Annotated in this window: 15 protein-coding genes; 11 read left to right on the top strand and 4 right to left on the bottom strand. The window is 70.7% G+C overall.

The window, feature by feature from the left end; translation table 11 throughout:
- Window positions 1-23: 23 nt before the first annotated feature.
- The 4 genes from F4X11_09705 (at window position 24) to F4X11_09720 (ending at window position 5,772) form a co-directional block, all read left to right on the top strand.
- Window positions 24-2,570 (top strand): DUF3516 domain-containing protein, encoded by a 2,547-nt coding sequence (locus F4X11_09705; GenBank protein ID MYN65287.1) that lies wholly within the window; start codon window positions 24-26, stop codon window positions 2,568-2,570.
- A 124-nt stretch (window positions 2,571-2,694) separates the two neighbouring features.
- Window positions 2,695-4,866, top strand: a complete 2,172-nt coding sequence (locus F4X11_09710) for a PQQ-binding-like beta-propeller repeat protein (protein ID MYN65288.1) — start codon at window positions 2,695-2,697, stop codon at window positions 4,864-4,866.
- Window positions 4,867-4,908: 42 nt separating this feature from the next.
- Window positions 4,909-5,127 carry a hypothetical protein gene (locus tag F4X11_09715; protein ID MYN65289.1) on the top strand — a complete coding sequence of 73 codons (219 nt, stop codon included), beginning with the start codon at window positions 4,909-4,911 and terminating at the stop codon, window positions 5,125-5,127.
- 339 nt (window positions 5,128-5,466) lie between these two features.
- The gene (locus tag F4X11_09720) at window positions 5,467-5,772 is read left to right on the top strand and encodes a hypothetical protein (protein ID MYN65290.1); all 306 of its coding nucleotides are present in this window, start codon (window positions 5,467-5,469) and stop codon (window positions 5,770-5,772) included.
- A 64-nt stretch (window positions 5,773-5,836) separates the two neighbouring features.
- Here the strand turns inward: F4X11_09720 and F4X11_09725 are convergent, their stop codons facing one another.
- Entirely contained in the window at window positions 5,837-8,008 is a 2,172-nt protein-coding gene (locus tag F4X11_09725; GenBank protein MYN65291.1) for a PQQ-binding-like beta-propeller repeat protein, read from the bottom strand.
- Window positions 8,009-8,288: 280 nt separating this feature from the next.
- Here F4X11_09725 and F4X11_09730 point away from each other — a divergent pair, with 280 nt between their 5' ends.
- The gene (locus tag F4X11_09730; protein MYN65292.1) at window positions 8,289-9,209 is read left to right on the top strand and encodes a nucleotidyl transferase AbiEii/AbiGii toxin family protein; all 921 of its coding nucleotides are present in this window, start codon (window positions 8,289-8,291) and stop codon (window positions 9,207-9,209) included.
- A gap of 93 nt (window positions 9,210-9,302) precedes the next feature.
- On the opposite strand, the gene F4X11_09735 is transcribed toward F4X11_09730, so the two are convergent.
- Complete coding sequence (locus F4X11_09735) at window positions 9,303-10,439, bottom strand: FAD-dependent oxidoreductase (protein ID MYN65293.1); 1,137 nt, start codon at window positions 10,437-10,439, stop codon at window positions 9,303-9,305.
- Between F4X11_09735 and F4X11_09740 the strand changes: the two genes are divergently transcribed.
- From F4X11_09740 to F4X11_09755, 4 genes are all read left to right on the top strand, one after another.
- Window positions 10,321-12,759: a PQQ-binding-like beta-propeller repeat protein gene (locus F4X11_09740; GenBank protein ID MYN65294.1), complete on the top strand. Its 2,439-nt coding sequence runs from the start codon at window positions 10,321-10,323 to the stop codon at window positions 12,757-12,759. The genes F4X11_09735 and F4X11_09740 overlap by 119 nt on opposite strands.
- 28 nt (window positions 12,760-12,787) lie before the next feature.
- On the top strand, window positions 12,788-14,221 hold the full coding sequence (locus tag F4X11_09745; GenBank protein ID MYN65295.1) for a hypothetical protein: 1,434 nt from the start codon (window positions 12,788-12,790) through the stop codon (window positions 14,219-14,221).
- A 222-nt stretch (window positions 14,222-14,443) separates the two neighbouring features.
- A complete protein-coding gene (locus tag F4X11_09750; protein MYN65296.1) occupies window positions 14,444-14,776 on the top strand; it encodes a PadR family transcriptional regulator in 333 nt (110 codons plus the stop codon).
- The gene (locus F4X11_09755; GenBank protein ID MYN65297.1) at window positions 14,773-17,502 is read left to right on the top strand and encodes an FtsX-like permease family protein; all 2,730 of its coding nucleotides are present in this window, start codon (window positions 14,773-14,775) and stop codon (window positions 17,500-17,502) included. The genes F4X11_09750 and F4X11_09755 overlap by 4 nt, the downstream gene beginning before the upstream one ends.
- A 135-nt stretch (window positions 17,503-17,637) precedes the next feature.
- On the opposite strand, the gene F4X11_09760 is transcribed toward F4X11_09755, so the two are convergent.
- Window positions 17,638-18,972: a DUF1552 domain-containing protein gene (locus F4X11_09760; protein ID MYN65298.1), complete on the bottom strand. Its 1,335-nt coding sequence runs from the start codon at window positions 18,970-18,972 to the stop codon at window positions 17,638-17,640.
- A gap of 67 nt (window positions 18,973-19,039) precedes the next feature.
- On the bottom strand, window positions 19,040-21,871 hold the full coding sequence (locus tag F4X11_09765; protein ID MYN65299.1) for a DUF1592 domain-containing protein: 2,832 nt from the start codon (window positions 21,869-21,871) through the stop codon (window positions 19,040-19,042).
- A gap of 166 nt (window positions 21,872-22,037) precedes the next feature.
- Between F4X11_09765 and F4X11_09770 the strand changes: the two genes are divergently transcribed.
- Window positions 22,038-25,076, top strand: coding sequence for a DUF1549 domain-containing protein (locus F4X11_09770; protein MYN65300.1), 3,039 nt, complete (start codon window positions 22,038-22,040; stop codon window positions 25,074-25,076).
- 108 nt (window positions 25,077-25,184) lie between these two features.
- On the top strand, window positions 25,185-26,564 hold the full coding sequence (locus F4X11_09775) for a DUF1501 domain-containing protein (protein ID MYN65301.1): 1,380 nt from the start codon (window positions 25,185-25,187) through the stop codon (window positions 26,562-26,564).
- Window positions 26,565-26,613: the final 49 nt, after the last annotated feature.

Consider the following 26,613-nt stretch of genomic DNA (forward strand, 5'->3'; position numbering starts at 1 on the left):
GCCGACGCGCGACAATCTCCGGCATGGCCGCACCCCTGTTCGACCTGCTGCCGGCCGGCGAGGCGTCCAGCGACGATCTGCTGGACCGCTTTCTCGACTACGTCGACCGGTTGGGCCTGACGCTGTATCCCGCCCAGGAGGAGGCGATCCTGGCGCTCCTCGAGGATCGGCACGTCATCCTGAACACCCCGACCGGCTCGGGCAAGTCGCTGGCCGCGTTCGCGCTGCACTTCGCGTCGCTCGCCCGCGGTCGGCGCTCGGTCTACACGTGTCCCATCAAGGCGCTGGTCAACGAGAAGTGGATGGCGCTGTGTCGCGAGTTCGGCCCCGACAACGTGGGCCTGGCCACCGGCGACGCCACCGTCAACCGCGACGCCCCGCTGCTGTGCTGCACGGCCGAGATCCTGGCCAACATGGCGCTGCGCGAAGGAGAGCACGCGCCGGTGGACGACGTGGTGATGGACGAGTTCCACTGGTACGCCGACCGGGACCGCGGCGTGGCCTGGCAGGCGCCGCTGCTGACCTTGCCGCAGACGCGTTTCCTGCTGATGTCGGCGACGCTGGGCGACGTGACGTTTTTCGAGCAGGAGCTCACCCGGCGCACCGGCCGGGAGACGGTGACCGTCACGTCGAGCGAGCGGCCGGTGCCGCTGGAGTACGCCTACTCCGAGGACCCGCTCGCCCACGCCGTGGAACGGTTGGTGGAGGCGGACCGCGTCCCGGTCTACGTCGTCCACTTCACCCAGAAGGACGCCGCGGCGAGCGCCCAGAGCTTCACCAGCCTGCAGATAGCGACGCGTCCCGAGAAGCAGGCGCTGGGCGCCGCCATCGCGGACGTGCGCTTCTCGACGCCCTACGGTCCCCGCGTCCGCACCTGGTTGAAGCACGGCATCGGTATCCACCACGCGGGCCTGCTGCCGCGCTACCGCGTGCTCGCCGAGCAGCTCGCCCAGCGGGGCCTGCTGAAGGTCATCTGCGGCACCGACACGCTGGGGGTCGGCGTCAACGTTCCCATCCGCACCGTGCTTTTCAGCCGCCTGTCGAAGTACGACGGCGAGAAGACGGCGGTGCTCTCGGCCCGCGACTTCCACCAGATCGCGGGCCGCGCCGGGCGCAAGGGCTTCGACGAGCGCGGCTACGTGGTGGCGCAGGCCCCCGAGCACGTCATCGAGAACCGGCGGCTGGCCGCGAAGGCGAAGGCCGGGAAGAAGGTCGTCCGCCGCCAGCCGCCGCGCAACTTCGCTCCCTGGGACCGGGCCACGTTCGAGCGGCTCGTCCGCGCCCGACCGGAACGGCTCAAGTCACGCTTCGCCGTCTCGCACGGGATGCTGCTCAACGTGCTGTCGCGCCGCGGCGACGGCTGCCTCGCGATGCGGCGGCTCGTACGCGACAGCCACGAATCCGACGCCGCGAAGCGTGCGCACCGGCGCCGCGGCTGGCAGCTCTTCCGGTCGCTGGTGGCGCGCGGGGTCGTCGAGATCGTGCCGCGCACGCCCGACGGTTCACGGGTGCGGGTGAACGTCGACCTGCAGGACGACTTCTCGATGGACCAGGCGCTGTCGCTCTATCTCATCGAGGCGATCCCGTTGCTCGATCCCGACGTCGAGTCCCACGGGCTCGATCTGCTCACCCTGGTCGAGAGCATCCTGGAGAACCCGGACGCCATCCTGCGCCGGCAGCTCGACAAGCTGAAGGGCGAGGCGGTGGCCGAGATGAAGGCGGAGGGCCTCGACTACGAGGAGCGCATGGAAGAGCTGGAGAAGCTCGAGCATCCCAAGCCGCTCGCCGACTTCGTCTACGAGACCTTCAACGACTTCGCCGACCGGCACCCGTGGGTCGGCGAGGAGAACGTGCGGCCCAAATCCATTGCGCGGGAGATGTTCGAGACCTTCCTCTCGTTCTCCGACTACGTCCGCGAGTACGGCCTCGAACGGATGGAGGGGTTGCTGCTGCGGCACCTCTCCAGCGTCTACAAGGTGCTCCGGCAGACCGTGCCGGACGGGACGAAGACCGACGAGGTCGTGGAGATGGAGCTGTATCTGCGGGACCTGGTGCGCCGGGTGGATTCGAGTCTGCTCGAGGAATGGGAGCGGATGCGCGATCCCGACTTCCAGTCGGTGCCCACGGACGAGTCCGAACCGGCCGTCCCCGGCCGTGACGAGCCGGCCGACGTCACGCGCGACGAGCGCGCCTTCACCGCCGCGATCCGTACGCGGGTGTTCGCCCTGTTGCGCGCCTGGTCGATCGGCGACGACGCGGCGGCGCTGGAGATACTCGATTCGGAGAACGACCGGGACGGGCGTTCCTGGACCGCCGAGCGGCTGGCGGGGGCGCGGGAAGCGTTCACGGCTGAGAACGGCGGCCTGCGCCTGGACCCCGAGGGCCGCAACCGCCGGCACACCTACACGCAGCCCTCCGATGACGGCGCCACGTGGCGGGTCGAACAGATGCTCGTGGACACCGAGGGACACAACGACTGGGTGGCGGAGATCGAGGTGGACCTGGCCGCCTCGCGCGCCGCCGCCGAGCCGGTCATCCGGTTGCTGCGGTTGGAGAGTCTGACCTCGTAGTGGCGCGCCCCGGCGTCGGGATACCGCCCGGTCGGGATCCGTGCGCGCCCCGGTTTTGAACGTCGAATGGAATCGATGCGGTGGGTTCGAGTCCGGTGAAGCGCACCGTTAGAATGGAACCATCATGCCTGGACTATTCCGATTTCGGACGTTCACCGTCTTCGTCGCCTTCGCCATCGCGCTGCTGGCCGTCCCGGATGCGTCCGCCCAGCGCCTGACCGGCACCGAGAACGGCGAGTGGCGCTACCTCGGCGGCGACGCCGGGCACACCCGCTCGTCGGCCCTGGACCAGATCGACGGCGGCAACTTCTCCGACCTGGAGGTGGCCTGGATCTGGCGGGGGGACAACTTCGGGCCCAACATCGACTACTTCAACCGCTCCACGCCGATCTACGTCGACGGCGTCGTCTACACCGTGTCCTCGCCCCGCCGGCAGGTGGTGGCTATCGACCCAGGCACGGGCGAGACGCTCTGGACGTTCCGCGAGCCGGAGTCGGTCCGCCACCTGCGCTCGCCCCGGCAGGCCTATGGCAAGGGGGTGGCCTACGCGGAGGTCAACGGCCGCGGGGTGATCTTCGTCACCAGCCCCGCCTTCTTCCTCTGGGCGCTCGACGCCGAGACCGGCCGTCCGCTGGAGAACTGGGGCAGCCCGATCCCGCTCGACGGCTTCCCGCAGTCCGGCGGCCTCGACCTGATTCCGCCGCTCGTCGAGGACTGGGGACGCTGGCTGGACCGCGCCGCCAGCTACGACCCGGGCTACGGCATCCCCCGCGAGCTGGGCATGGTCACGAGCTCCGCACCGCCTATCGTCGTCAACGGGGTGGTCGTGGTGCTCGTCGGGCACCAGCCGAGCTACGGGCAGACCCGCATCGAGAACGTCCCCGGCGACGTCATGGGCTTCGACGCCGCCACCGGCGAGTTCCTCTGGAAGTTCCACATGATCCCGCGTCCCGGCGAGTTCGGGCACGAGACGTGGCACAACGACGCCTGGCAGTGGTCGGGCGACATGTCGACGTGGGCGCCGGCTTCCGCCGACCCGGAGCTCGGGCTGGTGTACCTGGTGACGAACGCGTCGACCGTGCAGAGCTACGCCGGCCACCGGCCGGGCGACAACCTGTTCGGCGGCTGCGTCCTCGCGCTCGACGTCAGGACGGGGGAGCGGCGCTGGCACTTCCAGATCCACCGCAGCGATCAGTGGAACTACGACCTGCCGACCGCGCCCATCCTGATGGACCTGACGGTGGACGGCGAGCGCATCCCGGCGCTGATCCAGAACACGAAGCAGGGGCTCGTCTTCGCTTTCAACCGGGAGACCGGCGAGCCGATCTGGCCCATCGAGGACCGGGAGGTCATCCAGACGGAGGTGCCCGGCAACTACACGTCGCCCCGGCAGCCGTACCCGACCCGGCCCGAGCCGCTCGATCCCATCGTCCGGGACGGGCTGACCGAGGAGTTCGTCATCGACTTCACCCCGGAGCTCAAGCAGCGGGCGCTGGATATCCTGAGCCACTACCGCATCGGCGGGCTCTACGTCCCGGCGCTCCCGGAGAATCACACGAACGACTTCTTCAACAACGTGGGCTGCCGCGGCGGCGGCAACATCATTCCGCACCCGCCGGTCGCGGACCCTGCCACCGGCCTGATGTTCAACTCGCACCGCCGGACGTGCAGCGCCCCGTCGTTCATGCGACCCACCGGCGGCGTCGATCAGGACAACCCCGACTACGCGCGGCCCGGCCCCGGGGGCGCCACGCCCAATTCGACGCCCACGACCGGCACGACGGTCGTCGCGTGGCTGCCGGGCGGCTTCCGTCGGCCCACCCCCGAACAGGAGTCGTTCGTCTCGGTGACGGGTCTGCCCACCATCGACGGCCTGCGTCTCTACAAGCCGATGGACAACCAGCTCTCCGCCGTGCAGATGAACACCGGCGAGCGGGCGTGGTCGCTGCCGGTGGGCGAAACGCCGCAGGTCATCCGCAACAACCCGCGGCTGGCGGGGCTCGACGTCCCGAACTCGGGGGGCGCCGGCTTCTCCATCCAGATGGTCACCGGCGACCTGCTGGTGCAGACCCGCGCGCTCAGCGAGGGGACGCGGCAGATCGTGCCGGACGCCCCGCTGCTGCTGCACGGCCGCGACAAGCGCACCGGCGAGGTCCTCGGCAGCGTCGAGCTCCCGGCGCCCGGGCAGTACGGCATGATGACCTACCTGCACGAGGGGAAGCAGTACATCGTCGTGCAGATCGGCAGCATCCAGACCGGCTTCCCCGGCTCGCTTGTGGCCTACGCCCTGCCGTAGATTGACATCTGTCAACCCGATGCACCCGGCAGTCTCCAGTGCATGGGCCAGGCCGTCGGCGCGGGCTTCGAGTTTGCCGAGCCAATTGAACCGACGCAACGCATCACGGTGCGTGGCATTCCGGGTCCGCAGCGGAACATCGCTGTCCAACCGGTCGGTGATCGGGCACTCCGCATTGCCAGTGGCCGGGGCCGCGATTTCCTGCCGTTGGCAATTCGGAATACCCGATCCGTGATCGCCTGGACCGCAATCTTCCGCTGATAGCGGCACCCTCGTCGTTGCGGAGCCGGAACTCCCTGCCGCCATCGACTGGAAGCTCGATCGCCTCCCACCGCTCCTGTTGCCCGGCAGCCGGCACTGCGACGACTGTCGCAAGGACGCCAAGCACGGCCATCGCTGTAATGATCACTCTCACGGCGCTACGCCGTCTCAGGGAGCCGGAAGACGCAGAGCACGTTGCCTCGCGGCGGCTGCCGGATTTCCGGCGTGACCATCCGATTCGCCTTCAGCCGGGAGACGGGCGAAGCCGATGGTGACAGGGGCCTGCTGGTGCAAACCCGCGCGCTCAGTTCATGGTTGTCGCACGCGGTAAGATGAGACATGGACGCCACCGCCTGGACAGTCGTCGGGGCCGCCATCGCGATCCTCGTCGCGATCGGCACGGCGTTTCGGAGCCTCCGAAGCGAGATGCGGTTGTTCCGAGAGCACGTGGACAACCGGATTGATTCCCAGGGCAAGGACCTCCGCGAGCGCATCGACGCCCAGGGCAAGGACCTCCGCGAGCGCATCGACGCCCAGGGTAAGGAGACGGGCGAACAGATCGGCCAGTTGCGCGAGCGGATGGCGAAACTCGAAGGCCTGCTCGAAGGTCTGCGCGAGGCCGTCACCGGCAAGCGGGCAGCGTAGCTGCGTCAACGACCAGTTTGTCCCGCCGAGGTCGTAATCGGCGGACCGACGGGCGCCGTCCGTCTCACTGCAGCCGGAAGACCCACAGCATGTTGCCGCGCGGCGGCTGCCGGATCTCCGGCGTGACCATCCGGTAGTTGACCCCGCCCCCGGCCGCGATGGCGACGTACTGCACGCCGTCGTGCAGGTAGCTCACCGGGAAGCCGCCGGCGCTGGAATTGAGGATCCGCTCCCAGAGGATGTCGCCGGTTGCCGCGTCGAACGCCCGGAAGCGGCGCGCGTCGTCGGTCACGAACACCAGCCCGCCGCCGGTGGTCAGCACCGAGCCGCCGATGCCGGCCCGCTGGCGATGCACCCACCGCGTCCCGCCGGTGGCCAGGTCCATTGCCGTGAGCATGCCGACCTGCCCGTCGACGTCCGGCGCCACCTCGCGGGTGGCCCGCGCCGACCCGTGGTGGAAGCCCGGGCGGTCGCGGAACTCGTTCAGCGTCAGGGTCATGCAGACGTTGTTGGTGGGCGCGTACAGGGCGTTGGTGCCGGGGTGGTAGGCGGTCGCGTTCCAGTTGATGCCGCCGGTCAGGCTCGGGCAGACGAAGACCGGCTCGCCGACCTGCGGAAACTTCAGCTCCTCGTTGAGGAGCACGCGGCGGCTCTCGGCGTCGACGTCGGCGACCACGTTCTGGCGGTTCGTCGGCTCGGCCCAGAGGAATGCCCCGGTGGCGGCGTCGAGCGCCCAGACGATGCCGGTCTTGCCAGGGATGCCGGTCACGATCTTGCGCCGCGAGCCGGGGATGATCCCGCCGTTCAGCCACTCGACCGCGTCGGGGTCCGGCGACACCTCGGTCTCGACCACGAGCCGGGCGTACGGATGGTCGAGGTCCCATTCGTCGTTGGGGGTGTGCTGGAAGTACCACACGATCTCACCCGTGTCGGCGTCGATCGCGAGGGTGGAGTTCGTGTAGAGAACGTCGCCGTCGCCGGTGCCGCGCTGCACCGAGCCCCATGGAATAGGCACCCCGACGCCGGCGTAGATCAGGTTCAGCTCCGGGTCGTAGCTGGGGGCGTTCCACGAGGATCCGCCCCGCCGCAGCTCGTCGGGAATGTCGCCCCAGGAGTCGTAGCCGAACTCGCCTTCGCGGGGAATGGTGTACGTGCGCCACACCTCCTCCCCGGTCTCGGCGTCGTGGGCCGAGATCCAGCAGCGCGTGTTGAGGTAGTAGCAGCCCGACATGCCGGCCACCACCCGGCCCTTGATGACCTGCGGTCCCCCGGAGTAGTGCTGGCCGACCTCCCAGTCGCCGACCGTGACGTCCCACACGACTTCGCCGGTGCGCGCGTCGAGCGCCACCAGGTGGGCGTCGTGGGTGCCGATGAACAGCTTGTCGTCGTAGAGCGTCCCGTTGCGGTTCGCGCAGGCGAGCGTTGCGGCGTGCGCGACCCGCGGCCGGCGATACTCCCACAGGCGGGTGCCGTCGCGCACGTCCAGCGCCTCGACGTAGTCGCACGCCTGCACCAGGAACATGACGCCGTCATGCACGAGGGGCGTGGTTTCCTGCAGGCCCTCGGCCATCGTCCAGGCCCAGGCCAGGCGCAGGCCGCCCACGTTGGCGGTGTCGATCTGGTCGAGGGGGCTGTAGCCCCAGTGGTTATAGGTGCGCCGCCACATGGGCCAGTCGCCCGCCGGCGGGTCGACGAGCATCTGCCCGGTCACCGGGCTGTAGTCGTCGAGGGGGGACTGCGCCGAGGCGATCGCTCCGGTGAGCAGCAGGCAGGCCGCGATGAAGCCGGGGACGGTTCGGGGGAGCTGTCGCATGGCCGGGTTCCTCTCCTCGGTGCGCCGCTTGTCGCGTTGGTGGAGTGTCGAATGCGCCCTGGGCGCGTCAGCACCGACGCGCGACGGTAGTGTAACCGGTACGAACTGCCGGCAACGCAATAGCCTTGAGCGTGGGAGAGCCGCCTCGATGCACAGATCGGCGGGACCGCGTGCACGGCACGATCGGGCTGCCCGCCCGTGGGTCGCCGGTATATGGTGTTGCACGCCTATGACCATCGAAGAGTGGGCCAGGAACCAGCAGGAACGTCGCCAGCAGTTCGACGAAGAAGCGCGGGGCTGCAAGCTGAAGCCGCCCGAGGCCTTCAGTGACGAGCCCGCCCCCCCGGAGGCCCGCCGGAACCTCTGTCCCGATCTCGATCCGGCGCTCACCGGCCGCAGGAGCCATGCGGTCCGCTGGCGCATCGCGCGAAGCTGCTGCGGCTGGGCGGAGCCGCCGACGACCGAAGAGTGCTACGCCGCCTTCCACACCGACGCGCCCGACCAGCGCCAGAAGAGCATCATCTACATGTGGGGAACGGAAGCCACCTTCACGGAGCTGTTCGAAGCCTGGGCGCAGCACGCCTACACGTTCCGCGACCTCGTGCGTGCGCTGCACCTGGCTGCCTTCCCGTGGCCGGACCGGATCGCGGAAATCAATCAGTGGGCCGATCCCCATCACGTCGAGCGATAGCGGCACGCCAGCATGGACCGACTCACGCTCCCGCTGCCCGCCAGAGGCATCTGGTTGCGGGTAAGAAGTCTGCTGGAACCGGCGCGCGAGCGCCTCGGGCCGGAAGCAGGTCCCTGGAAGATCGGCGGTGGGACCGTGCTCGCGGCACGCTGGAACCACCGCGAGAGCACCGATCTCGACCTTACCGTCAACGCGGGCGCCGCGATCCCAGCCCTGTTCGCCGGACCCGACGATGATTTCGAGGCAGAGATCGGGCGGCGCGGTGGACACTCCATCGCCTTTGACCGCGACCGGTGCACCATCGGGTTCAGCACCGGCAAACTGGACCTGTGCGCTCTCGATCCCACGCCCGGTGAAGGCCATGCCGACGCGCTCGTCGATGGTGAGCCGGCTGTCGTCCTGAACAACGTCCAGATCCTCTGCGGCAAGCTCCGGCGGGCGAACCGCAGCCCCGTGCGTGACGTATTCGACATCGTAGTCGCCGAGAAACTCGACCCGCACGCCCTGGCGGTCGCTGCGAACACGAGAACCGCACGCGACATCGAGGCGATCGCCGCAGCCTGGAGAGCTTCCAACCCCGTCTTCGCGTACAACGCACCACTCGACATCAGCGGCGTTCAACCGGAGTTCGCGGGCTACCTGGCGAGTCTCGGGCACGCGGCTGCCGCGGCTTTGACCGGAGCGCTCTACGAACGGGTCAGGGTGTACACCGACGGGGACATCGGGTTCGTGGAGACGAGAACCAGGAACGGGATCGAGAGGGAGTTCACGGTCGAGCCCGCTCGCATCGAAGGGGTTTTCGAGGCCAACGGCCTGAACCAATACCTGCCGCAGACCGGCGTGCGGCCTGCCCACATCCGTGACCGCATGCGTGCCGCGTGCCGGGAACGCGCAGAGTTCGTGCACGACACAGGGTCCGGCGCGGCACGTTGACCCGGTTGCAGGATCGGCTGCGCAGGCCACCGCCGTACTCAGCTCTGTGCAGGCACTCGGGACCCGTCGGGTACCCGCAGCGAGTCGGGCAGGTCAGACCCGCATGGCCGAGTAGACCGCCATGTGCGCGCTCACGATGCGCTGCAGCGCCTCCTGATTGGGCTCCCGCGACCACTCGCCGCGTTCCGACGTGCCCCCCAGGACGATGCCGTCGCGGCGCGGCTGCATGTGGATGCCGAGGAGCCCGCGGGTATCCCCGTCGGGCGGGTCGCCGCCGATGCCCCAGTCGACCTCCTCCTGGGGCACGAGCACGGTGAGCTGTCCCTTCGCCGGCAGCAGATCGTCGTCGTCGAAGAGGTCGCGTGCGCCCAGTCCGCTGCAGTTGACGACCAGCGCCTCGCTCAACTCCACCAGCTCGCGCGGCTCGGCGAACTTGCGGATCTCGATACGCCCGCCGAAGTCGATGAAGTCGTGGACCAGCGCATCCAGGTAGATGGACGGCTCGATGCGCAGTTGGTTGCTACGGATTGCGTAGCGGCTGGGAAAGGGATGCTCCCCAGGTTCCAGCGTGAGCTGGCCGGAGCGTAGATGGGCGGGAAGCAGCGGCTCCCGCTCCTCCTCGGCATCGTCCCCGGTGGTGCCCGGAGGCGTGTCGCTGAGCGCGTACCGGTCGATCCAGGACACGCCGAATCTCGTTCCCGCCAGCAACTGCAGCTCGCGGTAGGAGATCTCGACCGCTTCGCGGAACTGCGCGTCCCAGGCAGGTGTCCTGAGATCGTCCTCGACCAGTCCCGCGGTGGGGGTGAAGCCCGCGAACGACATGTTCGAGGTCGTGTTCGGCGGCACCGACATCGCGTAGATGGTCACCGCGAACCCGCGCCGCTGCAGTTGGCGCGCGGCCGTAAGGCCCACCGCGCCGCACCCGATGACCGCCGCCCGGCGGCTGTCGTGGCCGAGGGCCATCTCGGCCGCCATCCGGCCCGTGCCCCACGAAAGCGACATGCCGGAGCCGCCGTGGCCGTAGTTGTGAATCACGGTCGTGTCGTCGAGCCGGTCGGCGCGCAACACGAAGCCGGTGGGGCGGTGCGGGCGCAGCCCGACGGTGGTCCGGATGATCCGGTCCCATTCGGCGCGCACGGGCGCGAGCCGCAGGGGCGGTCGCCGCATCGGCGTCGGCGGCGGCGTCGATCTCGCCGAGCAGCCGCCCAGGCCGGCGCCCACGAGGCCCATGCCGCCCAGCTTCAAGAGGGTTCTTCGGTCCACCGTCGCCTCCGGGTCTCGTTCGTTCCGCTGGCCGGCATCGTGCCGCTGCACATCTTGGATCGTCCCTCCATCACGGGCAACTCTCTTCGGTCGGCGGGAGCTGCGGGATGCGGCAGGATGTTGGGGGCCGCCCAACTCTGTGGTTGAATGGAACGCTCACAAACGCCGTAGCCCGCGCGCTGCCGTAGCGCCGCGCTGCAGGAAAACGGAAGGGGAGGGCGCCATGCCTCGACGTCATCGCTCGCTCGTCGCTACCGTCGCATCGGCGATCGCGGTTGCCGTGCTTGCCGGCGGTCTCGCCGGGCAGGAGCCCGAGCCGGGTCGCGGCTATCCTTCGACCGACTGGCCTTTCACCGGCGGCAACTGGTCCAGCTCGCGCTACTCGACGCTGGACGAGATCAACGCCGACACGCTCGATCGCCTCGGCGCCGCGTGGATGACGCCGCTCCCCGGCGGCGCGGCGTCGCGCTCGACCCCGGTGGTGCAGGACGGCGCCATCTACCTGACGGGCGGCGCCAACGTCTTCGCCTTCGATGCGCGTACGGGCGAGACCATCTGGCATTGGCAGCCGGACCCCGACGCCGGACGGGTCGTGTCGTGGCAGGGCGTCGTCGTGGCCGGCGACCTGGTCGTCTTCGGCACACGCAGCGGGGAAGTGCTCGCCCTCAGCCGCGACGCCGGCGAGCTGGTGTGGGCGACGCGTGTCGGGAGCCCGGAGCAGACCCGGGGCGAGGTGGTGACGACCGCGCCGATGTATGCGCGCGGCAAGGTGTTCGTCGGCCTCGCGAACGGCGACATCGGCGGGCAGGGCCGGGTGCTGGCTCTCGATGCGGCGACGGGCGAGGTGGAGTGGATCTTCTACGTCGTGCCGCGCCCCGGCGAGTTCGGCCACGAGACCTGGCCGCAGGACAGCGACTCGTGGGAGTACGGCGGCGGCGGCGTCTGGCTGGTCGGCACCGTCGATCCCGACCTGGGCATGGTCTACTTCTCCACCGGCAACCCCGTGCCGATGTTCGGCGGCGAGCTGCGCGAGGGGGACAACCTGTTCACCGCCTCCGTGCTCGCGCTCGACATGGAGACCGGCGAGCGGCGCTGGCACTACCAGGTGGTGCGCCACGATGTCTGGGACGCCGACATCGCCACGCCGCTGCTGCTCTACGACACCACGGTAGACGGCGAGCCGGTGAAGGCGGTGGCCGCGATGCGCGCCGACGGTTACCTGTTCCTGTTCAACCGCGAGACCGGCGAGCATCTGCTGCCCGTCGAGGAGCGCGAGGTGCCGCAGGATCCGCACCAGCTCACGGTGCCGACCCAGCCGTTCCCGGTGCAGACCGAGACCATCCTCTTCGAGTGCTCGTACTGGCGCGACCGGGTGCCGCCGCCGTTCGAGCTCAGTTGCAGCAGCTACACGCCCCCGTCGGTCGACGAGCAGACGGTGGTGGCGCCGGGATTGCCGATTCCGCGGGTGCGGGTCACGCCGATGGCGTTCTCGCCGCAGACCGGCTACATCTACGCGCAGGGGCGCGCGCACGTCGGCCGCGCCCGCCGCTTCGCGGATCCGTTCGTCTGGAACACGTCCCAGTTCCACCTGACCCTGCCCGACGCGGTCGGCATCCTGGCCGCCGTCGACACCCGCACCGGCCGCGTCGTGTGGCGGAAGGAGATGCCGAGCGCGTTCCTCGGCGTCAGCGGTCCCCTCGTCACCGCGGGCGGCCTGCTGTTCCGCGGCTCGCCCGGCGGACAGGTGGAGGCCTACGACGTCCGGACCGGCGACCGCCGCTGGGCCTTCCGCACGAGCGAGGAGGGGTCGCGGCTGCGTGTCGGCCCGGCGTCGACCTACGAGCTGGACGGCACGCAGTACATCGCCGTCCCGATGGGCCCCGCGCTCTGGGCGTTCGCGCTCGACGGTACGGTGCCGGCCCGCGGCGAGCCCTCCCCGGATCCGCCGGTGGACGATCAGCCGGCCGGTCCCGCCCCGCGCGAGACCGACGAGATCGAGACCGCCACGCTGCTCGAGAACCCGCGCGGCGCGGTCGGCGGCCGGCGCTATGCGTTCGACGAGTACAACTTCAACCCGCTCCGCGCGCGGGTCAGCGCGGGCACGCGCGTCCGGTTCACCAACAACGGCGAGATCCCCCACACCCCGGCCGCGCGCGACGGAAGCTGGAGCGCCGGCACGCTGAACCCGGGCCTGTGGGGTTTCGTCACGTTCGACGAGCCGGGGACGTTCCTCTACCACTGCGAGGAGCATCCCTGGATGGTGGGGGAGATCACCGTCGATCCGTGAGCCACCGGCCCGTGGAGGAGGAGAGAACGTGCATGCGAGAGAGTTGGTCGGATCGGGGCTCTTGGCGGCGCTGCTGCTGGTCGTGGTTGGTCCCGTCGCCGCGCAGGACACGCGGTTGCTCGACGCGGCCCGGGCGGCGGACTCGACACGGGTGATCGCGCTGCTCGATCAGGGCGACTCCGCGGATGCCCGGCAGGCGGACGGCGCCACCGCTCTGCACTGGGCCGCCCACTGGGACGATGCAGCGATGGCGGACGCCCTTATCGGGGCCGGCGCCGACGTCGACGCGGCGAACGACTTTGGCGCCACGCCGCTCTGGCTGGCCTGCCGCAACGGCAGCGAGGCGATGGTCGCGACCCTGCTGGCGGCCGGCGCCGATGCGAACGCCGCGCTGCCCTCCGGCGAGACGGCGTTGATGACGGCATCCCGCACCGGGTCCGCCGAGGCGGTGCGCCTCCTCGTGTCCCACGGGGCGGACCTGGATGCCCGCGAGCACACGCGGGGGCAGACGGCGCTGATGTGGGCGGTGGCCCAGCAGCATCCCGACGTCGTGGAAGCGCTGGTCGCGCTCGGGGCGGACGTCCAGGCACGCTCGGCCCCGCAGCCCCGCCGCATCCACACGCGGACGGCCGGATTCAACCCGAGCGGGGTCATCGATACCGTGCTGGGCAGCAACACGCCCATCCTGTTCGCGGCCCGGCAGGGCAACCTCGAAGCCGCCAGGCATCTCGTGGCCGCCGGCGCCGACGTGAACGACACCGCGGCAACCGGCACGAGCGCACTCGTCGTCGCGGCGCACAGCGGCCATAGGGCGCTCGCCCTCTTCCTGCTCGAGCAGGGCGCGGACCCGAAAGCGGCCGAAGCCGGCTACACCGCACTGCACGCCGCCACCCTGCGCGGCGACGAGACGCTCGCGACAGCGCTGCTGGCGCGCGGCGCCGACCCGAACGCACCGGTCGTCCGCGGCAGCCAGGGCCGCCGCAACAGTCCCGACTACGTGCTCGACCACGATGTGGTCGGCGCCACCGCCTTCTGGCTGGCCGCCCACTTCGCCGAGCCCGGCATCATGCGGGTGCTGGCCGACCGTGGTGCCGACCCGCGGATCGTCATGGAGGACGGCACGACGCCGCTGATGGCCGCCGTAGCCGCTCGCCGCCGCCGGGAACCGGGACTGGCGGCGAACCCCGCAGAGGACGAACGTCTCGTGCTGGAAGCGGCAAGGGTGGCGATCGACGCGGGGGTCGAGATCAACGCGGCGGACGCGGACGGGAACACGGCGCTGCACACCGCTGCTGCGAGACGCCTCGACACCGTGGTCCAGTCTTTGGTCGACAGCGGCGCCGATCTGGATGCCCTGAACGATCAGGGGCAGACGCCGCTGGCGCGAGCCCGCGGGCGCGGGGGCGACGACAACAGCACCGTCGAGCTGCTGCGCCGGCTCGCGACCTTGGGCTCGCCTTGAGAGTTCGCTGGCGCGAAACGCCTGGGCCAGTGGCGCGACCCTGAGCAGCCGTCGTCCTCTCGGCTCGTTGAGGTTACAGCCCTCGGTGCTGTCGGTGTCGGCCCTGTTCGGGGCCGCGCCGGATCAAGTACGGATCCTCGCTTGCCTGGATCGCCTTGCAGCTCTTGCGCGCGCTCTCCCGAGTTCGTAACATTGTTATGAGCTGGACGGAGGAACCCCCCGATGCCGAGAAGTCGCCTGGGAGAGCTGGAGGAGCAGGTCCTGCTGACGGTTCTGCGACTCGGTGGCGAGAGCTACGCGGTGCCGGTAGCGAGGGAGCTCGGCCGGTTGACTGCTCGCGAGGTCTCGCCCGCGACGGCCTACATGGTCCTTCGGCGCCTGGAGGGCCGCGGGCTTCTGGTCTCGTCGGTGGGGACGCCGGCTCCGGAACGAGGCGGCCGACCGCGGCGCTTCTACCGCGTGGTCGACGAGCAGGCCCTGCCGGCCCTCCGGGAGTCGCGGAACGCGATGCTTGCGCTGTGGGACGGCCTCGAGGCCAGGCTGGGTCCGTCATGACTGCCCGCGATCGTGCCCCGTTCCTGCTCCGGCTGGCGGTTCGCCTCCTCCCCGCCGAGGTGCGGGCGGACGTGCTCGGCGACCTGCTCGAGCACTGGTCACAGGACGTCGGCCGCCGCCCCCGGGCGGCTCGGTGTCTGTGGCTGATGCGACAGCCCGTCGCGGCGCTGCTCGCCCGGCTGCGATTCGGACACGATGAAGAGGGCTCGATCTCCCTGGCATCGTGGGGCGAACTCGGCATCTCGCGGCTCGACCTCAAGCTCGGGATCCGGATGCTCGTGAAGCACCCGGGGCTCACGCTGGTGGTGGTCTTCGCCCTCGGGATCGGCATCCCGGCGAGCCTGACCCCCCATCATCTCATCGACGCCGTCCTCGACGAGTCTCCTCCCTTCGATCAGGGCGACCAGGTCGTCGGCGTGGTGGGTTTCAACCAGGAGCCCGGCAGACAGGAGCTGCTGCGTCTCGGCGACTACGAGTCCCTGCGGACGCGCCTCATCTCGTTCGCATTCGTCGGGGCCGCGCTGCTCCGGCAGGTGAACGTGATCTCGGACGACGGTCGGGCGGAGGGTGCACGGGGGGCGGAGATGAGCGCGTCATCGTTCGCGTTGACGAGAGTGCCGCCCGCGCTCGGACGCGCGCTCACGGCGGCGGACGAGGTGGTCGGGGCGCCCGAGGTCGTGGTGGTCGGCTACGACTACTGGCGGTCCCGGCTCGGCTCCCGTCCCGACGTCATCGGCTCCACGCTCCGGATCGGCGGTGTCCCCACGACGGTCGTGGGCGTGATGCCCCAGGGCTTCGCGATGCCGAGTCGGGAGCAGCTCTGGCTGCCCCTGCGACGGCGAGCCATCGACTACGCCGACGGCCTGGGTCCCGCGGTGTGGATGTACGGCCGCCTGGAGGAAGGGACGTCGAGAGGCGAGGCGCGCGCGGAGCTCGCGGCCATCGGCATCCGTCACGATGTGCCGGACTATCGCGGACTGGTTCGGGCCGATGCGGTGGCGTTCTCGGGACTGAGCATCGGGACGCCGACGGGCGTGCTGGCGGCGTTTCTCCTCATCGCCCAGGGCGTGCCGCTCGTCCTGCTGCTGATCGCGTGCGGCAACGTCGCGATCCTGCTGCTCGCACGGACGGCGAACCGTTCGAGCGAGTTCGCGCTGCGGACCGCGCTCGGCGCCAGCCGGCCTCGCATCGTCGCGCAACTCTTCGTCGAGACGCTCGTCCTGGCCCTTCTCGCGACCGGCGTCGGCCTGCTGGGCCTCCACCTGATCGTGGAGCGTGTGACGCCCAACCTCGATCTTCCGTTCTGGGTGGATCTGGGCGTGACCCCCGAGGTCGCGATGGAGGCGCTCGCGCTCGGCGTCGCGAGCGCGGTGTTCGCCGGCGTCCTGCCGGCGCTGCGGGCCACCGGGTCCTCGCCTCAGCGCACCCTGCAGGAGGCGGGGGGCGGCCTGGGCGGCTTCCGCTTCGGCCGTGTCACGGGCGCCCTGATCATCGCCGAGGTGGGGCTGGGCGTCGGCGCCCTGTTCGCGGCGGGGATGACGTATCGCATGTTCAGCGCGATCGACCAGGAGACGAGCGTGGCGATGCAGACGAGCCGCGTGCTGGTCGCGTCGATCGACGTCCCGTCCTCAGGGCAGCCGGGAGAGGGCCGCGACGGCGCCGACGAGACCAGGATCGCGCGCATCGCATCGATGCAGGAGGCGCTCGCGCGCGAGTTGGCGGCCCGGCCCGGGGTCAGGAGCTGGGCGTTCTCGGACGCTACCCCCGGAGACGGACGAGCGGAGAGACGAGGACGAGTCGAGGGAGACGGAGCCCCTCCGGACTTCCCGGGACTCCCGGTGGTCACGTCCCGGGTCGAGCCGGGCTTCTTCGGCACGCTCGGCATCGAGCCCCTCTACGGGCGGACGTTCGACCGGGGAGATGTCCCTTTCGAGGTCGGTCAGACACCGACCCGGGTTCTCGTGAACACGAAGTTCCTCGACCGCCGGGGCATCGAGTACCGCAGCGCCGTGGGGCGAACGATGCGCATCTCGGACCCGGGAGAGGCGCCCACCGGCCCGTGGATGGAGATCGTCGGCGTGGTGCCCGACCTGGAGGCGAGCCTCGGGCAGGCTATCTTCGACGGCACGCCGATGGCCTACCTGCCCGCCGTCCCCGGAGGCGTGCATCCACTCACGCTGGTCATCGATCTCGGCGCCAACCCGACGGCCTTCGCGCCCGTGCTGCGCAGACTGCTCGTGGACGCGGACCCGACCGCGATCCTCGGCGACGTCGTCGCCTTGGACGCGCTCCCGAACACGGCGGCCCTGGTGCAGCGGACGGCATCCGGGATCCTCGTGGGTCTCTCCCTGATCGCCATCGTCCTTTCGACCGCGGCCCTGTACGCGCTCATGTCGTTCACGGTCGCCCGGCGCACCCGGGAGATCGGCGTGCGCATCGCCCTCGGCGGGAGATCGAGCCGGATCGTCGCGTCGATCGCGCGTCGATCGCTCCTCCAACTCCTGTTCGGGGTCATGCTCGGGACCGGGTTCTGGGCCCTCGTCTTCACGCGGCTCGGCGCGATCGGCGCGTTCCAGGGCGAGCTCGGGGTCGCAGTGCAGTCCTGGCCGTACGTGCTGTCGATGACGGCCGCGATCGTCGTGACGACCGGCCTGTTGGCCTGCCTCGCGCCCACGCTGAGAGGGCTCAGAATCCGCCCGCTGGAGGCGCTGCGGGTCGACGCGTAGCCTGCAGGGTGGGCCTATCGTGGCGGGGTCGACGGTGCACACCGCCGCATCGAGACGCGGGGGCGCGGTCCTCAACGGGAACTGCCCGTGGCAAGCGATCGCTACGGCCGCCGCCGCGGCGGTCGGGGCCGCGGTCTACACGCCCGTCAGACGCTCCACGCTGAGCCGACCGTCGCTCTTCCCCAGCCGCTCGACGGGAACCCCCAGCTTGTCCATCAGGGTCACCAGCAGGTTCGGCATCAGCGGGTCGCCCTGGTAGCGGATGTGGCGTCCGCCCTCGAGCTGTCCCGCGCATCCCCCGAGCAGCAGAACCGGCAGATTGAGCGGGCTGTGCGCGTTGCTGTCGGACATGCCGCAGCCGTAGAGGAGCAGCATGTTGTCGAGCAGCGATCCGTCGCCGTCCGGTGTCGAGCGGAGCTTCGCCAGGTAGTCGGCGAACATCGACGCGTGATACGCGTTGATCTTGGACATCGACGCGATCTTCTCGGGGTTGTACTCGTGGTGTGAGAGCGGGTGGTGCGCGTCGGCGATGCCGATCTCGGTGTAGGTCCGCGAGCTCACCTCGCGCCCCAGCATGAACGAGGTCACGCGGGTCAGGTCCGTCTGGTGGGCCAGCACCTGCAGGTCGAACATCAGCGCGACGTGGTCGGCGAACGTGGCGGGAATGCCCTCCGGCTGGGCCAACTCCGGCAGGTCGAAGTCCTGCCGCTGCTCGGCCCGCTCGATGCGCCGTTCGATGTCGCGCACGCCCTCGAGGTACTCGTCGACCTTGAGGCTGTCGGCCGGCCCGACCTCGCGCTTGAGGTCGGCGACCTTGCCGGTCACGGAGTCGAGGATCGAGCGGTCGCGCGCCATGCGGGCGCGGCGGACGGCGGGATCGGTGCTCCCGCTGTCGCCGAACATCTGCTCGAACACCACGCGCGGGTTGTTCTCCATCGGCAGCGGCGTGGTCCGGCTGCGCCAGCAGATGGTGTTGGTGTAAACGCAGCTGTGGTTGCCGCTGCACTGGCCGGCGTTGGCCCGGCTGTCGATGGCGAGCTGGAGCGACCCCAGCTCGGTGTGCCGGCCGTACTCCCGGGCCAGGAGCTGGTCCATGGAGATATCGGCCACCGGCGCCGTCTCGCCGGCGACGCCCGCCGCCCCGGTCAGGAAGGTCGTCGACGCCCCGGCGTGGGCCGGGGTCCAGTAGCCCCGGAGGCCCGAGACCACCGTCATCTGGTCCCTGAACGCCGCCAGCGGATGGAGGATCGGGGTGAGCTCGAACCCCTTCCCTTCCTCGGCCGGTGTCCAGTACTCCATCGCGATGCCGTTGGGCACGTAGACGACGCCGAAGCGCCGGGTGGGCGCGGCCGCGGTTCGCGACAACGCCGACGCGGCGGGGACCATGGCGTCCAGCAGGGGCAGGGCCACCGCGGCGCCCAGCCCGCGCAGCACGGTTCGGCGGGGCAGCGACATCTTGGTGATGGTCATGATGGGAACCTTGTTCGTCGTAGTGGAACGATAGCCTACACCGCGCTACGGCGCAGTCTCCTGGACGCTACCGGCCGTCGGGGGGCAACCCCCCGGCCACCAGCGCCGGCTCGTCGGTTCGCGCGCGGCGCCACTGGAACGGCGCGCTCTTCACGATGCCGAGCACGATCGAGGACCAACGATAGTCGTCGTCCGCGGCAGCGTGCAGAATCCGGCGCACCGCGGGACGGTCGGTGTACTCGAGTCCGCGGCCGAGCGCATAGGCCAGCAGCTTCTCGGTGACGGTGGCGGCGAAGTCCTCGCCCCGGTTCAGCAGCACGCGCCGCAGGCCCGCCGGCCCCTCGAACGCGACCCCGCTGGGCATCGTCGCCGACGCGTCTATCGGCTGGCCGGCCTCGCTGGTATCGCGCCAGATGCCGATCGCATCGAAGTTCTCGAGGGCGAAGCCGAGCGGATCCATCGGCGCGTGACAGCCCGCGCAGGCCGGGTTGGCGCGATGCCGTTCGAGCCGCTCGCGCACCGACGCCGGCTCGCCCCCCTCGCCGCGGTCCGGCAGCCCCGGCACGTTCGGCGGCGGCTCGGGCGGCGGCGCCCCCAGGATGGTCTCGAGCAGCCACTTCCCGCGCACCACCGGCGACGTCCGGTTGGGATAGGAGGTCACCATCAGGAGGCCGCCGTGGCCGAGGAGGCCGCCGCGCGGATGGTCGGGGTCGAGCGTCACCCGCCGGAAGCGGTCGCCGTAGATCCCGCGGATGCCGTAGTGCCGGGCCAGGCGTTCGTTGACGAACGTGTAGTTCGCGCTCAGCAGCTCGAGGAGGCTCCGGTCCTCGCGGATCGTGCTCTCGACGAACAACTCGGTCTCGCGCCGGAACGCCTCGCGCAGGTTCTCGTCGAACTCGGGATAGTCGGCCGACTCGCGCTCCTGCGACTCGAGGTTGCGCAGGCGCAGCCACTGGCTCGCGAAGTTGTCGACGAGGGCCTTCGAGCGGGCGTCGGCGAGCAGGCGGCGCGTCTGCCGCTCCAGCTCCGCCGGGTCGCCGAGGCGCCCGTCGGTCGCGGCCTCCAGCAGCTCGTCGTCGGGGATGCTGCTCCACAGGAAGAACGACAGCCGGGACGCCAGCTCCAGGTCGCCGAGGCGGTAGGGCGTCCCCGGCGCGGCGTCCTCCGGATCGCGCTCGATGCGGAACAGGAACTCGGGGTCGACCAGCATCCGCTCCAGCGCGAACTGGATGCCGTCGTCGAAGCCGCCGTCACGCCGCCCGGCGCGGAAGAAGTCGAGCAGCCCCTCGACGTCCCCGTCGTCGACGGGCCGGCGGTACGCCCGGCGGGCCAGCTTGCCGAGAATGCGGCCGGCGCAGGCTTCCTCCTCTTCGGCCGTGGCCACCCCGTCAGGCCGGCAGACGAAGATCTCGCGGCGGCTCGGCGTGTCGCCGGGACCTTCGACGGTGTAAGGGCCGCCGATCGCGACCTGCTCGACCGCCGCGTCCTCGTCGTACCGCTCGTCGACGAAGCGGCCGTAGCCCCGGTTGCGCGGCTGCAGCACCCCTTCCAGCTCGGCCGCCCGCCTCACGAACGAGACGCCCACCGTCCGCTGGCCCGCCTTCGCCGGGAAGCGGACCTCCAGGTGGGCGTCGCCGGTGTTCATGTAGTACTCCCACTCGGGGTCCCCGACGATGTTCCCCGAGAAGCTCAGCGGGGCCATCTGCCCCACCGAGTCGGCGTCGCCGACCGCGAACCGCTCGACGCGGGCGCCGTCCACGCGCACGTCCAGCTCCTGGGGCGCCGCGTAGCCGATGATGTAGTCCGAGAAGTTCCGGTGGAGGCGGACCCGTATCGTGTACTCGCCGTCGACGGGGAAGTAGTGCCGAATCGCGACGCCGCCGCGCGAGCCGAACGACAGCAGGTCGTCCTGCCGCTCGTCCTGCACCAGGCCGGGATGCACCCGGTAGGTCGCGACGGTGGGACCGATGGGCGCTATGCCGACGGCGAGGCGGCTGATCCGGCGCGCGGCCGAGAGGTACCGTCCCACCAGGTCCGGCGAGATCGAGAGCACGTCGCCGTTGTTGTCGAAGCCGTGCTCGTAGGTGTCGTCGGCCGGCAACAGCTCGGCGACGTCGACGTCGACCGCGAGCAGGTCGCGGACCGCGGCGTGATACTCGGCCCGGTTCAGGCGATGGAACGTCTCGCCGCGGCCGGGGTCGGGACGGGCCAGGGCCACAGCGTCGATGGCCGTCTCCAGCCAGGCGGCAACGGTGCGGTACGTTTCCTCGGCCGGTCGCGGGTTGCCCGCGGGCGGCATCGTCCGCGCGCGCAACTTGACGATGACCTTCTCCCAGGTCTCGGCGTCGGCGCCGACGTCCGCGAGATCGTGCGTGTCGAGGGTCAGATCGGCCGTGCGCAGCCGGTCGTTGTGGCAGCGCACGCAGAACCGGTCGAGCGTTGCTCGAACCGAGTCTGCGGACGCAGCGACCGCGGGCTCCGGGGCCTGGGCGATTGCGATGTGCGTGCCGCCGGAGGCGGCGAGCACGCCGATCAGGATCACGAGGACTCGGACCATGGAACCGGCTCCAGTCACCATCGACGCTTCCATGCCGCGATCATACCGCCGAACGTCTGTGCTGGTGCCGTCTCCCTGACTCTTTCGAGGGGGAAGGCAATCGTCGGGTCTGGCCGGTCGGGTGGAGTGCGACTCTGGTTGCGCCGCCGGTTGTCGTGCTAAGGCGTCGGGGGTGTCACCGTGCCGGGCTTCACGAACGCTGCGATCAGCGTGTCGACCTTGCCTTCGAGCCGGGCGAGGCGCTCGCCCTGTCCGCGGACGTGGTCGTCGAGACGGGCGATCCGGGTGTCCATGCGGATGAACAGGCTGGCGATGGCTACTCCGACCGCGATGACGGACCATGCCTCGGGCGTCATGTGCAAATGTTATCACTATAGAACGAACGCTGTCAGTCTCCCGTCAGACCCGCATACGAACTGCCCAAGGCCCGGGAGATCCGTCGCCCCGCCGGCGGGGTGTGATCGGGAGCTTGGTCCGCAAACAGGCCTGCGGTACACTGCCGCCGTCAATGATGCACACACATTTCCGGGCGCTGGACGCCACGATCCGGGTCGGCTTGCTGCTCGCTTTGGGCGCTCTTCTCGTGCTGGCCGCGGGCGCCGCCGCCCCGGCGCGCGGGCAGGAGTTCCCGCCGGAGGACCTAGAGCACTTCGAGTCGAGGATCCGCCCGGTGCTCGCCGAGCGCTGCTACCAGTGCCACGGCGCCGATGCCGAGCGCATCTTCGGCGGACTGGTGCTGGTGGACGCCGCCGGGGTCCGCGCGGGCGGCGACAGCGGCGCCGTCGTCGTGCCCGGCGCGCCGGACGACAGCCTGTTGATCGACGTCATCCGCTACGACGGACCGATCAGGATGCCGCCCGACGGCCGGCTGCCGGCCGCGGTGGTCGCCGACTTCGAGCGCTGGGTGGCCCGCGGCGCGGTGGACCCGCGCGTTTCCGACGTCCCGGTCGTCGCGGCCCGGTCCGACAGCGGGGCCGCCTACGACTTCGGTCCGGGCCGCGAGCACTGGGCGTACCGGCCGATGGCCCGTCCCGAGCCGCCCGCCGTCGGCGACCCGGCCTGGGCGCGCAACGCGATCGACCGGTTCGTCCTGGCCCGGCTGGAGGCGGAGGGGCTGACCCCGGTCGCCTCCGCCGGCAAGCGGCAACTGCTGCGGCGGGTCACGTTCGACCTGACGGGCCTGCCGCCGACCCCGGCCGAGGTCGACGCGTTCCTCGCCGACGAGCGTCCCGACGCCTACGAGCGGGTGGTCGAGCGGCTGCTGGCGTCGCCCCGCTACGGCGAGCGCTGGGGACGGCACTGGCTCGACGTCGCCCGCTACGCCGACTCGAACGGGCTGGACGAGAACATCGCGCACCCGAACGCGTTCCGCTACCGCGACTGGGTCATCGACGCGTTCAACGCCGACAAGCCCTACGACCGGTTCGTGCAGGAGCAGATTGCCGGCGACCTGCTGCCGGCGGCCGGCGACGAGGAGCGGTTCTCGAGTCTCGCCGCGACCGGATTCCTGACCCTCGGCGCGAAGGTGCTGGCCGAGCAGGACGTCGACAAGATGGTCATCGACATCGTCGACGAGCAGGTGAACGTCATCGGCCGGTCGTTCCTCGCCGAGCCCGTCGGCTGCGCCCGCTGCCACGACCACAAGTTCGACCCGATTCCCACCGCCGACTACTACGCGCTGGCCGGCATCCTGCGCTCGACCAGGACGATGGTGGGCGAAAACCGCGTCGGCCGGTGGGTCGAGCGGCCGCTGGCCGACGAGGAGACCGTCGCCCGCTACGAGGCGGCGCAGGAGCTGGTCGAAGCGGCGCAGGAGGCGGTCGACGATCTCGTCGACGCGCAGAACGAGGATCTGCGGCGGCCGCGGCGGCAGGCCCTGGCCGCCTATCTCCTCGCGGCGGAGGAAGCCTACCCGGCGTGGGGCGACGACGAGGAGAGCCAGCGCCGGGGGAACGAGGAGATCGCCGGGATCGCAAGCCGCGAGGGCCTCGAGGCCGCGGTGCTCGAGCGCTGGGTCCGGGCCTTCTTCCGCTATCGCGAGGGTCCGCCGGTGCAGGGCGACGGCCCCAACCCGAGCGTCGTCTTCCAGATCTGGAACGCCTACGCGGCGGCCCCGCCGGAGCGCTATCAGGAAGTCACCGACGAGTTGCGGGCGCTGATCGCCTCCGAGAAGGTCCTCATCGCGCCCCTGACCCGGAGCCTGGTTCGGGGGCCCGCGCCGCGGAGCCTGGAAGAGGTCGCGTGGCGGTACTCGAGCCTGTTCGCGGTGATCGAGATCGCCTGGGACCAGCACCTCCAGCGGCTGGGCCTCGAGGACGAGGAAGCGCTCACGCCGGCCGACTTCAGGCTCCCGCGCGAACAGGAGGAGCTGCGCCGGCTCGTCTACGACGGGCGGCTGTGCATCCTCTGCCTCGACCAGGAGGCGGAGGAGGCCCTCTACCCGCCCGACGCGGTCGCCGAGGTCGCCCGGCTGCGGACCGTCGTCGAGGAGCGCGAGGCGGCCTCGCCGCCCGAGCCGCCTTACGCGATGTCGGTCGAGGAGGGCGAGATCGTCGATCTCCCCGTCCACATCCGCGGCAGCCACCTGAACCTGGCCGACACCCCGCAACCGCGCGGGTTCCTGCGCGTCACCGATCACATCGTGCCGCCGCCGCCGATTCCGGCCGACGCGAGCGGGCGGCTCGAGCTGGCCCGCTGGATCACACACCCCGAGCACCCGCTCACGGCGCGGGTCATGGCCAATCGCATCTGGCACTGGCACTTCGGGCGCGGCCTCGTCGACACGCCGAGCAACTTCGGCGCCACGGGCTCGGTCCCCACGCATCCGGAGCTGCTCGACTGGCTGGCGCGGCGCTTCGTCGACGGCGGGTGGTCGGTCAAGGCGCTGCACCGCGAGATCCTGCTCTCCAGCACCTACCGGCTCGGCGCCGGCTACGACGCGGCGAACGCGGCGGTCGATCCCGGCAACCGGCTGCACTGGCGGATGAACCGCCGGCGGCTCGAGGTCGAGCCGATCCGCGACGCGCTGCTGCAGGTGGCGGGCACCCTCGACCTGACGATGGGCGGCCGCGTGGAAGAGTACAACCAGCGCGGCTACGTCTTCAGCGAGGGCAACACGTTCGGGCGGTTCGCCTTCTACGGGGCCCCGCGCCGCTCGGTCTACATGCCGGTGGTGCGCAACGCCATCTACGAGATATTCGCCGGCTTCGACTTCGGCAACGCCAGCGACTCGGTCGGCGCCCGTCCGGCGACGGTGGTGCCGTCCCAGGCGCTGCTGATGATGAACAGCGCGTTCGTCGAGGAGCGGGCGGGCGAGTTCGCCGGGCGGCTGCTGGCGATGCAAGTGGAGAGCGACGCGGCGCGGGTCGAGCGGGCGTTCGTCGAGGCCTACGGCCGGCCGGCCGCCGACGTGGAGATCGAGGAGAGCCTGGCCTTCCTGGCCGCCATGCGCGAGACCGCGCCCGGCGGCGGGGACGCCGACCGCTTCGCGTGGACGCGCCTGTGCCACGTCATCCTCGGCGCGAGCGAGTTCATCTACGTCGATTGACGCGATCAGCGAGAGCGGGGCAGGGCCCGCCGGGACAGTCGGGCCCCACACCGGGAGAAAACGATGCGCCATCCCCACTACCAGGCACCGCCGGTGACCCGCCGGGACATGCTCAAGGCCTGCGGCTGCGGCTTCGGAGGACTGGCCCTGTCATCGCTGCTCCAGCGGGACGTGCTGGCCGCGCAGGACAACCCGCTGGCCCCGAGGGCGCCCCACTTCGCGCCCCGCGCCAAGCGCATCATCTTCCTGCACATGCACGGCGGCCCGTCGCAGCACGACCTGTTCGAGTACAAGCCGCTGTTGATTCGCGACGACAACAGGCCGCTGCCGTTCGCCAAGCCCGACGTGCAGTTCAACGAGACCGGCAACCTGTTCAAGAGCCCCTGGGAGTTCAAGCAGCACGGGCAGTCGGGCCACTGGGTGAGCGAGCTGCTGCCCCACTTGGCCGGGGTCGCCGACGACCTCTGCTTCGTGCGCTCGATGTACGGCACCAACGCCGCCCACGGCGGGGCCATCCTCGCGATGAACACGGGCAGCGACCGCTTCGTGCGGCCCTCGATGGGGTCGTGGATCTCGTACGGGCTCGGGACCGAGAACGAGAATCTTCCCGCCTTCATGACCATCTGCCCGTCGTACCAGCACGGCGGCGTGCAGAACTACTCGGCCGCGTTCCTGCCCGCCGCCTACAACGGCACCGCGATCGGCAACACGCGGATGAACACCGCCGAGGCGACCATCGACTTCCTCGAGAACCAGGCGGTCAGCCCCGCCGTGCAGCGGGCCGAGGTCGACCTGCTCCAGCGCTGGCAGCGCCGGCAGCTCGAAGCGACCGGGCCCGATCTCGCCCTCGAGGGCCGCATCGAGTCGTACGAGCTCGCGTTCCGCATGCAGACCGAGGCGCCCGAGGTGATGAGCGTCGAGGGCGAGTCCGAGGCTACCCGGCGCCTCTACGGCCTCGACGACCCGGTGGCCGGCGACTTCGGGCTGCGCTGCCTCCTCGCCCGGCGGTTCTCCGAGTCGGGGGTGCGCTTCGTGCAGGCCACTCACGGGCCCGACACGAAGTGGGACCACCATTCCGGGCTGATCACGGGGCTGCCCCGGAGCTGCGCCGAGATCGACCGGCCGGTGGCCGGGCTGATCACCGACCTCAAGCAGCGGGGCCTCCTCGACGAGACCCTGGTGCTGTGGGGCGGCGAGTTCGGGCGCACGCCCGGGGCGGAAGCGGGGGCCCGCAACGGCCGCGACCACAACCCCCACGGCTACACCATGTTCATGGCCGGGGGTGGCGTGAAGGGCGGCCACAGCCACGGCCGCACCGACGACTACGGCTACTACGCCATCGAGAACAAGGTCCACATCCACGACCTGCACGCGACCATCCTGCACCTGCTCGGCCTCGACCACGAGCGCCTGACCTACCGGAGCCAGGGACGCGACTTCCGGCTCACCGACGTGGCCGGCGTCGTCGTGGAGGACATCCTGGCCTGATGGCGCGGACGCGCGTGTTCGGCCCCGTCCGGCCGAGCGGTGCTGGCGG

The sequence above is a fragment of the Acidobacteriota bacterium genome, from assembly GCA_009861545.1.
Classification (GTDB): Bacteria; Acidobacteriota; Vicinamibacteria; order Vicinamibacterales; family UBA8438; genus WTFV01.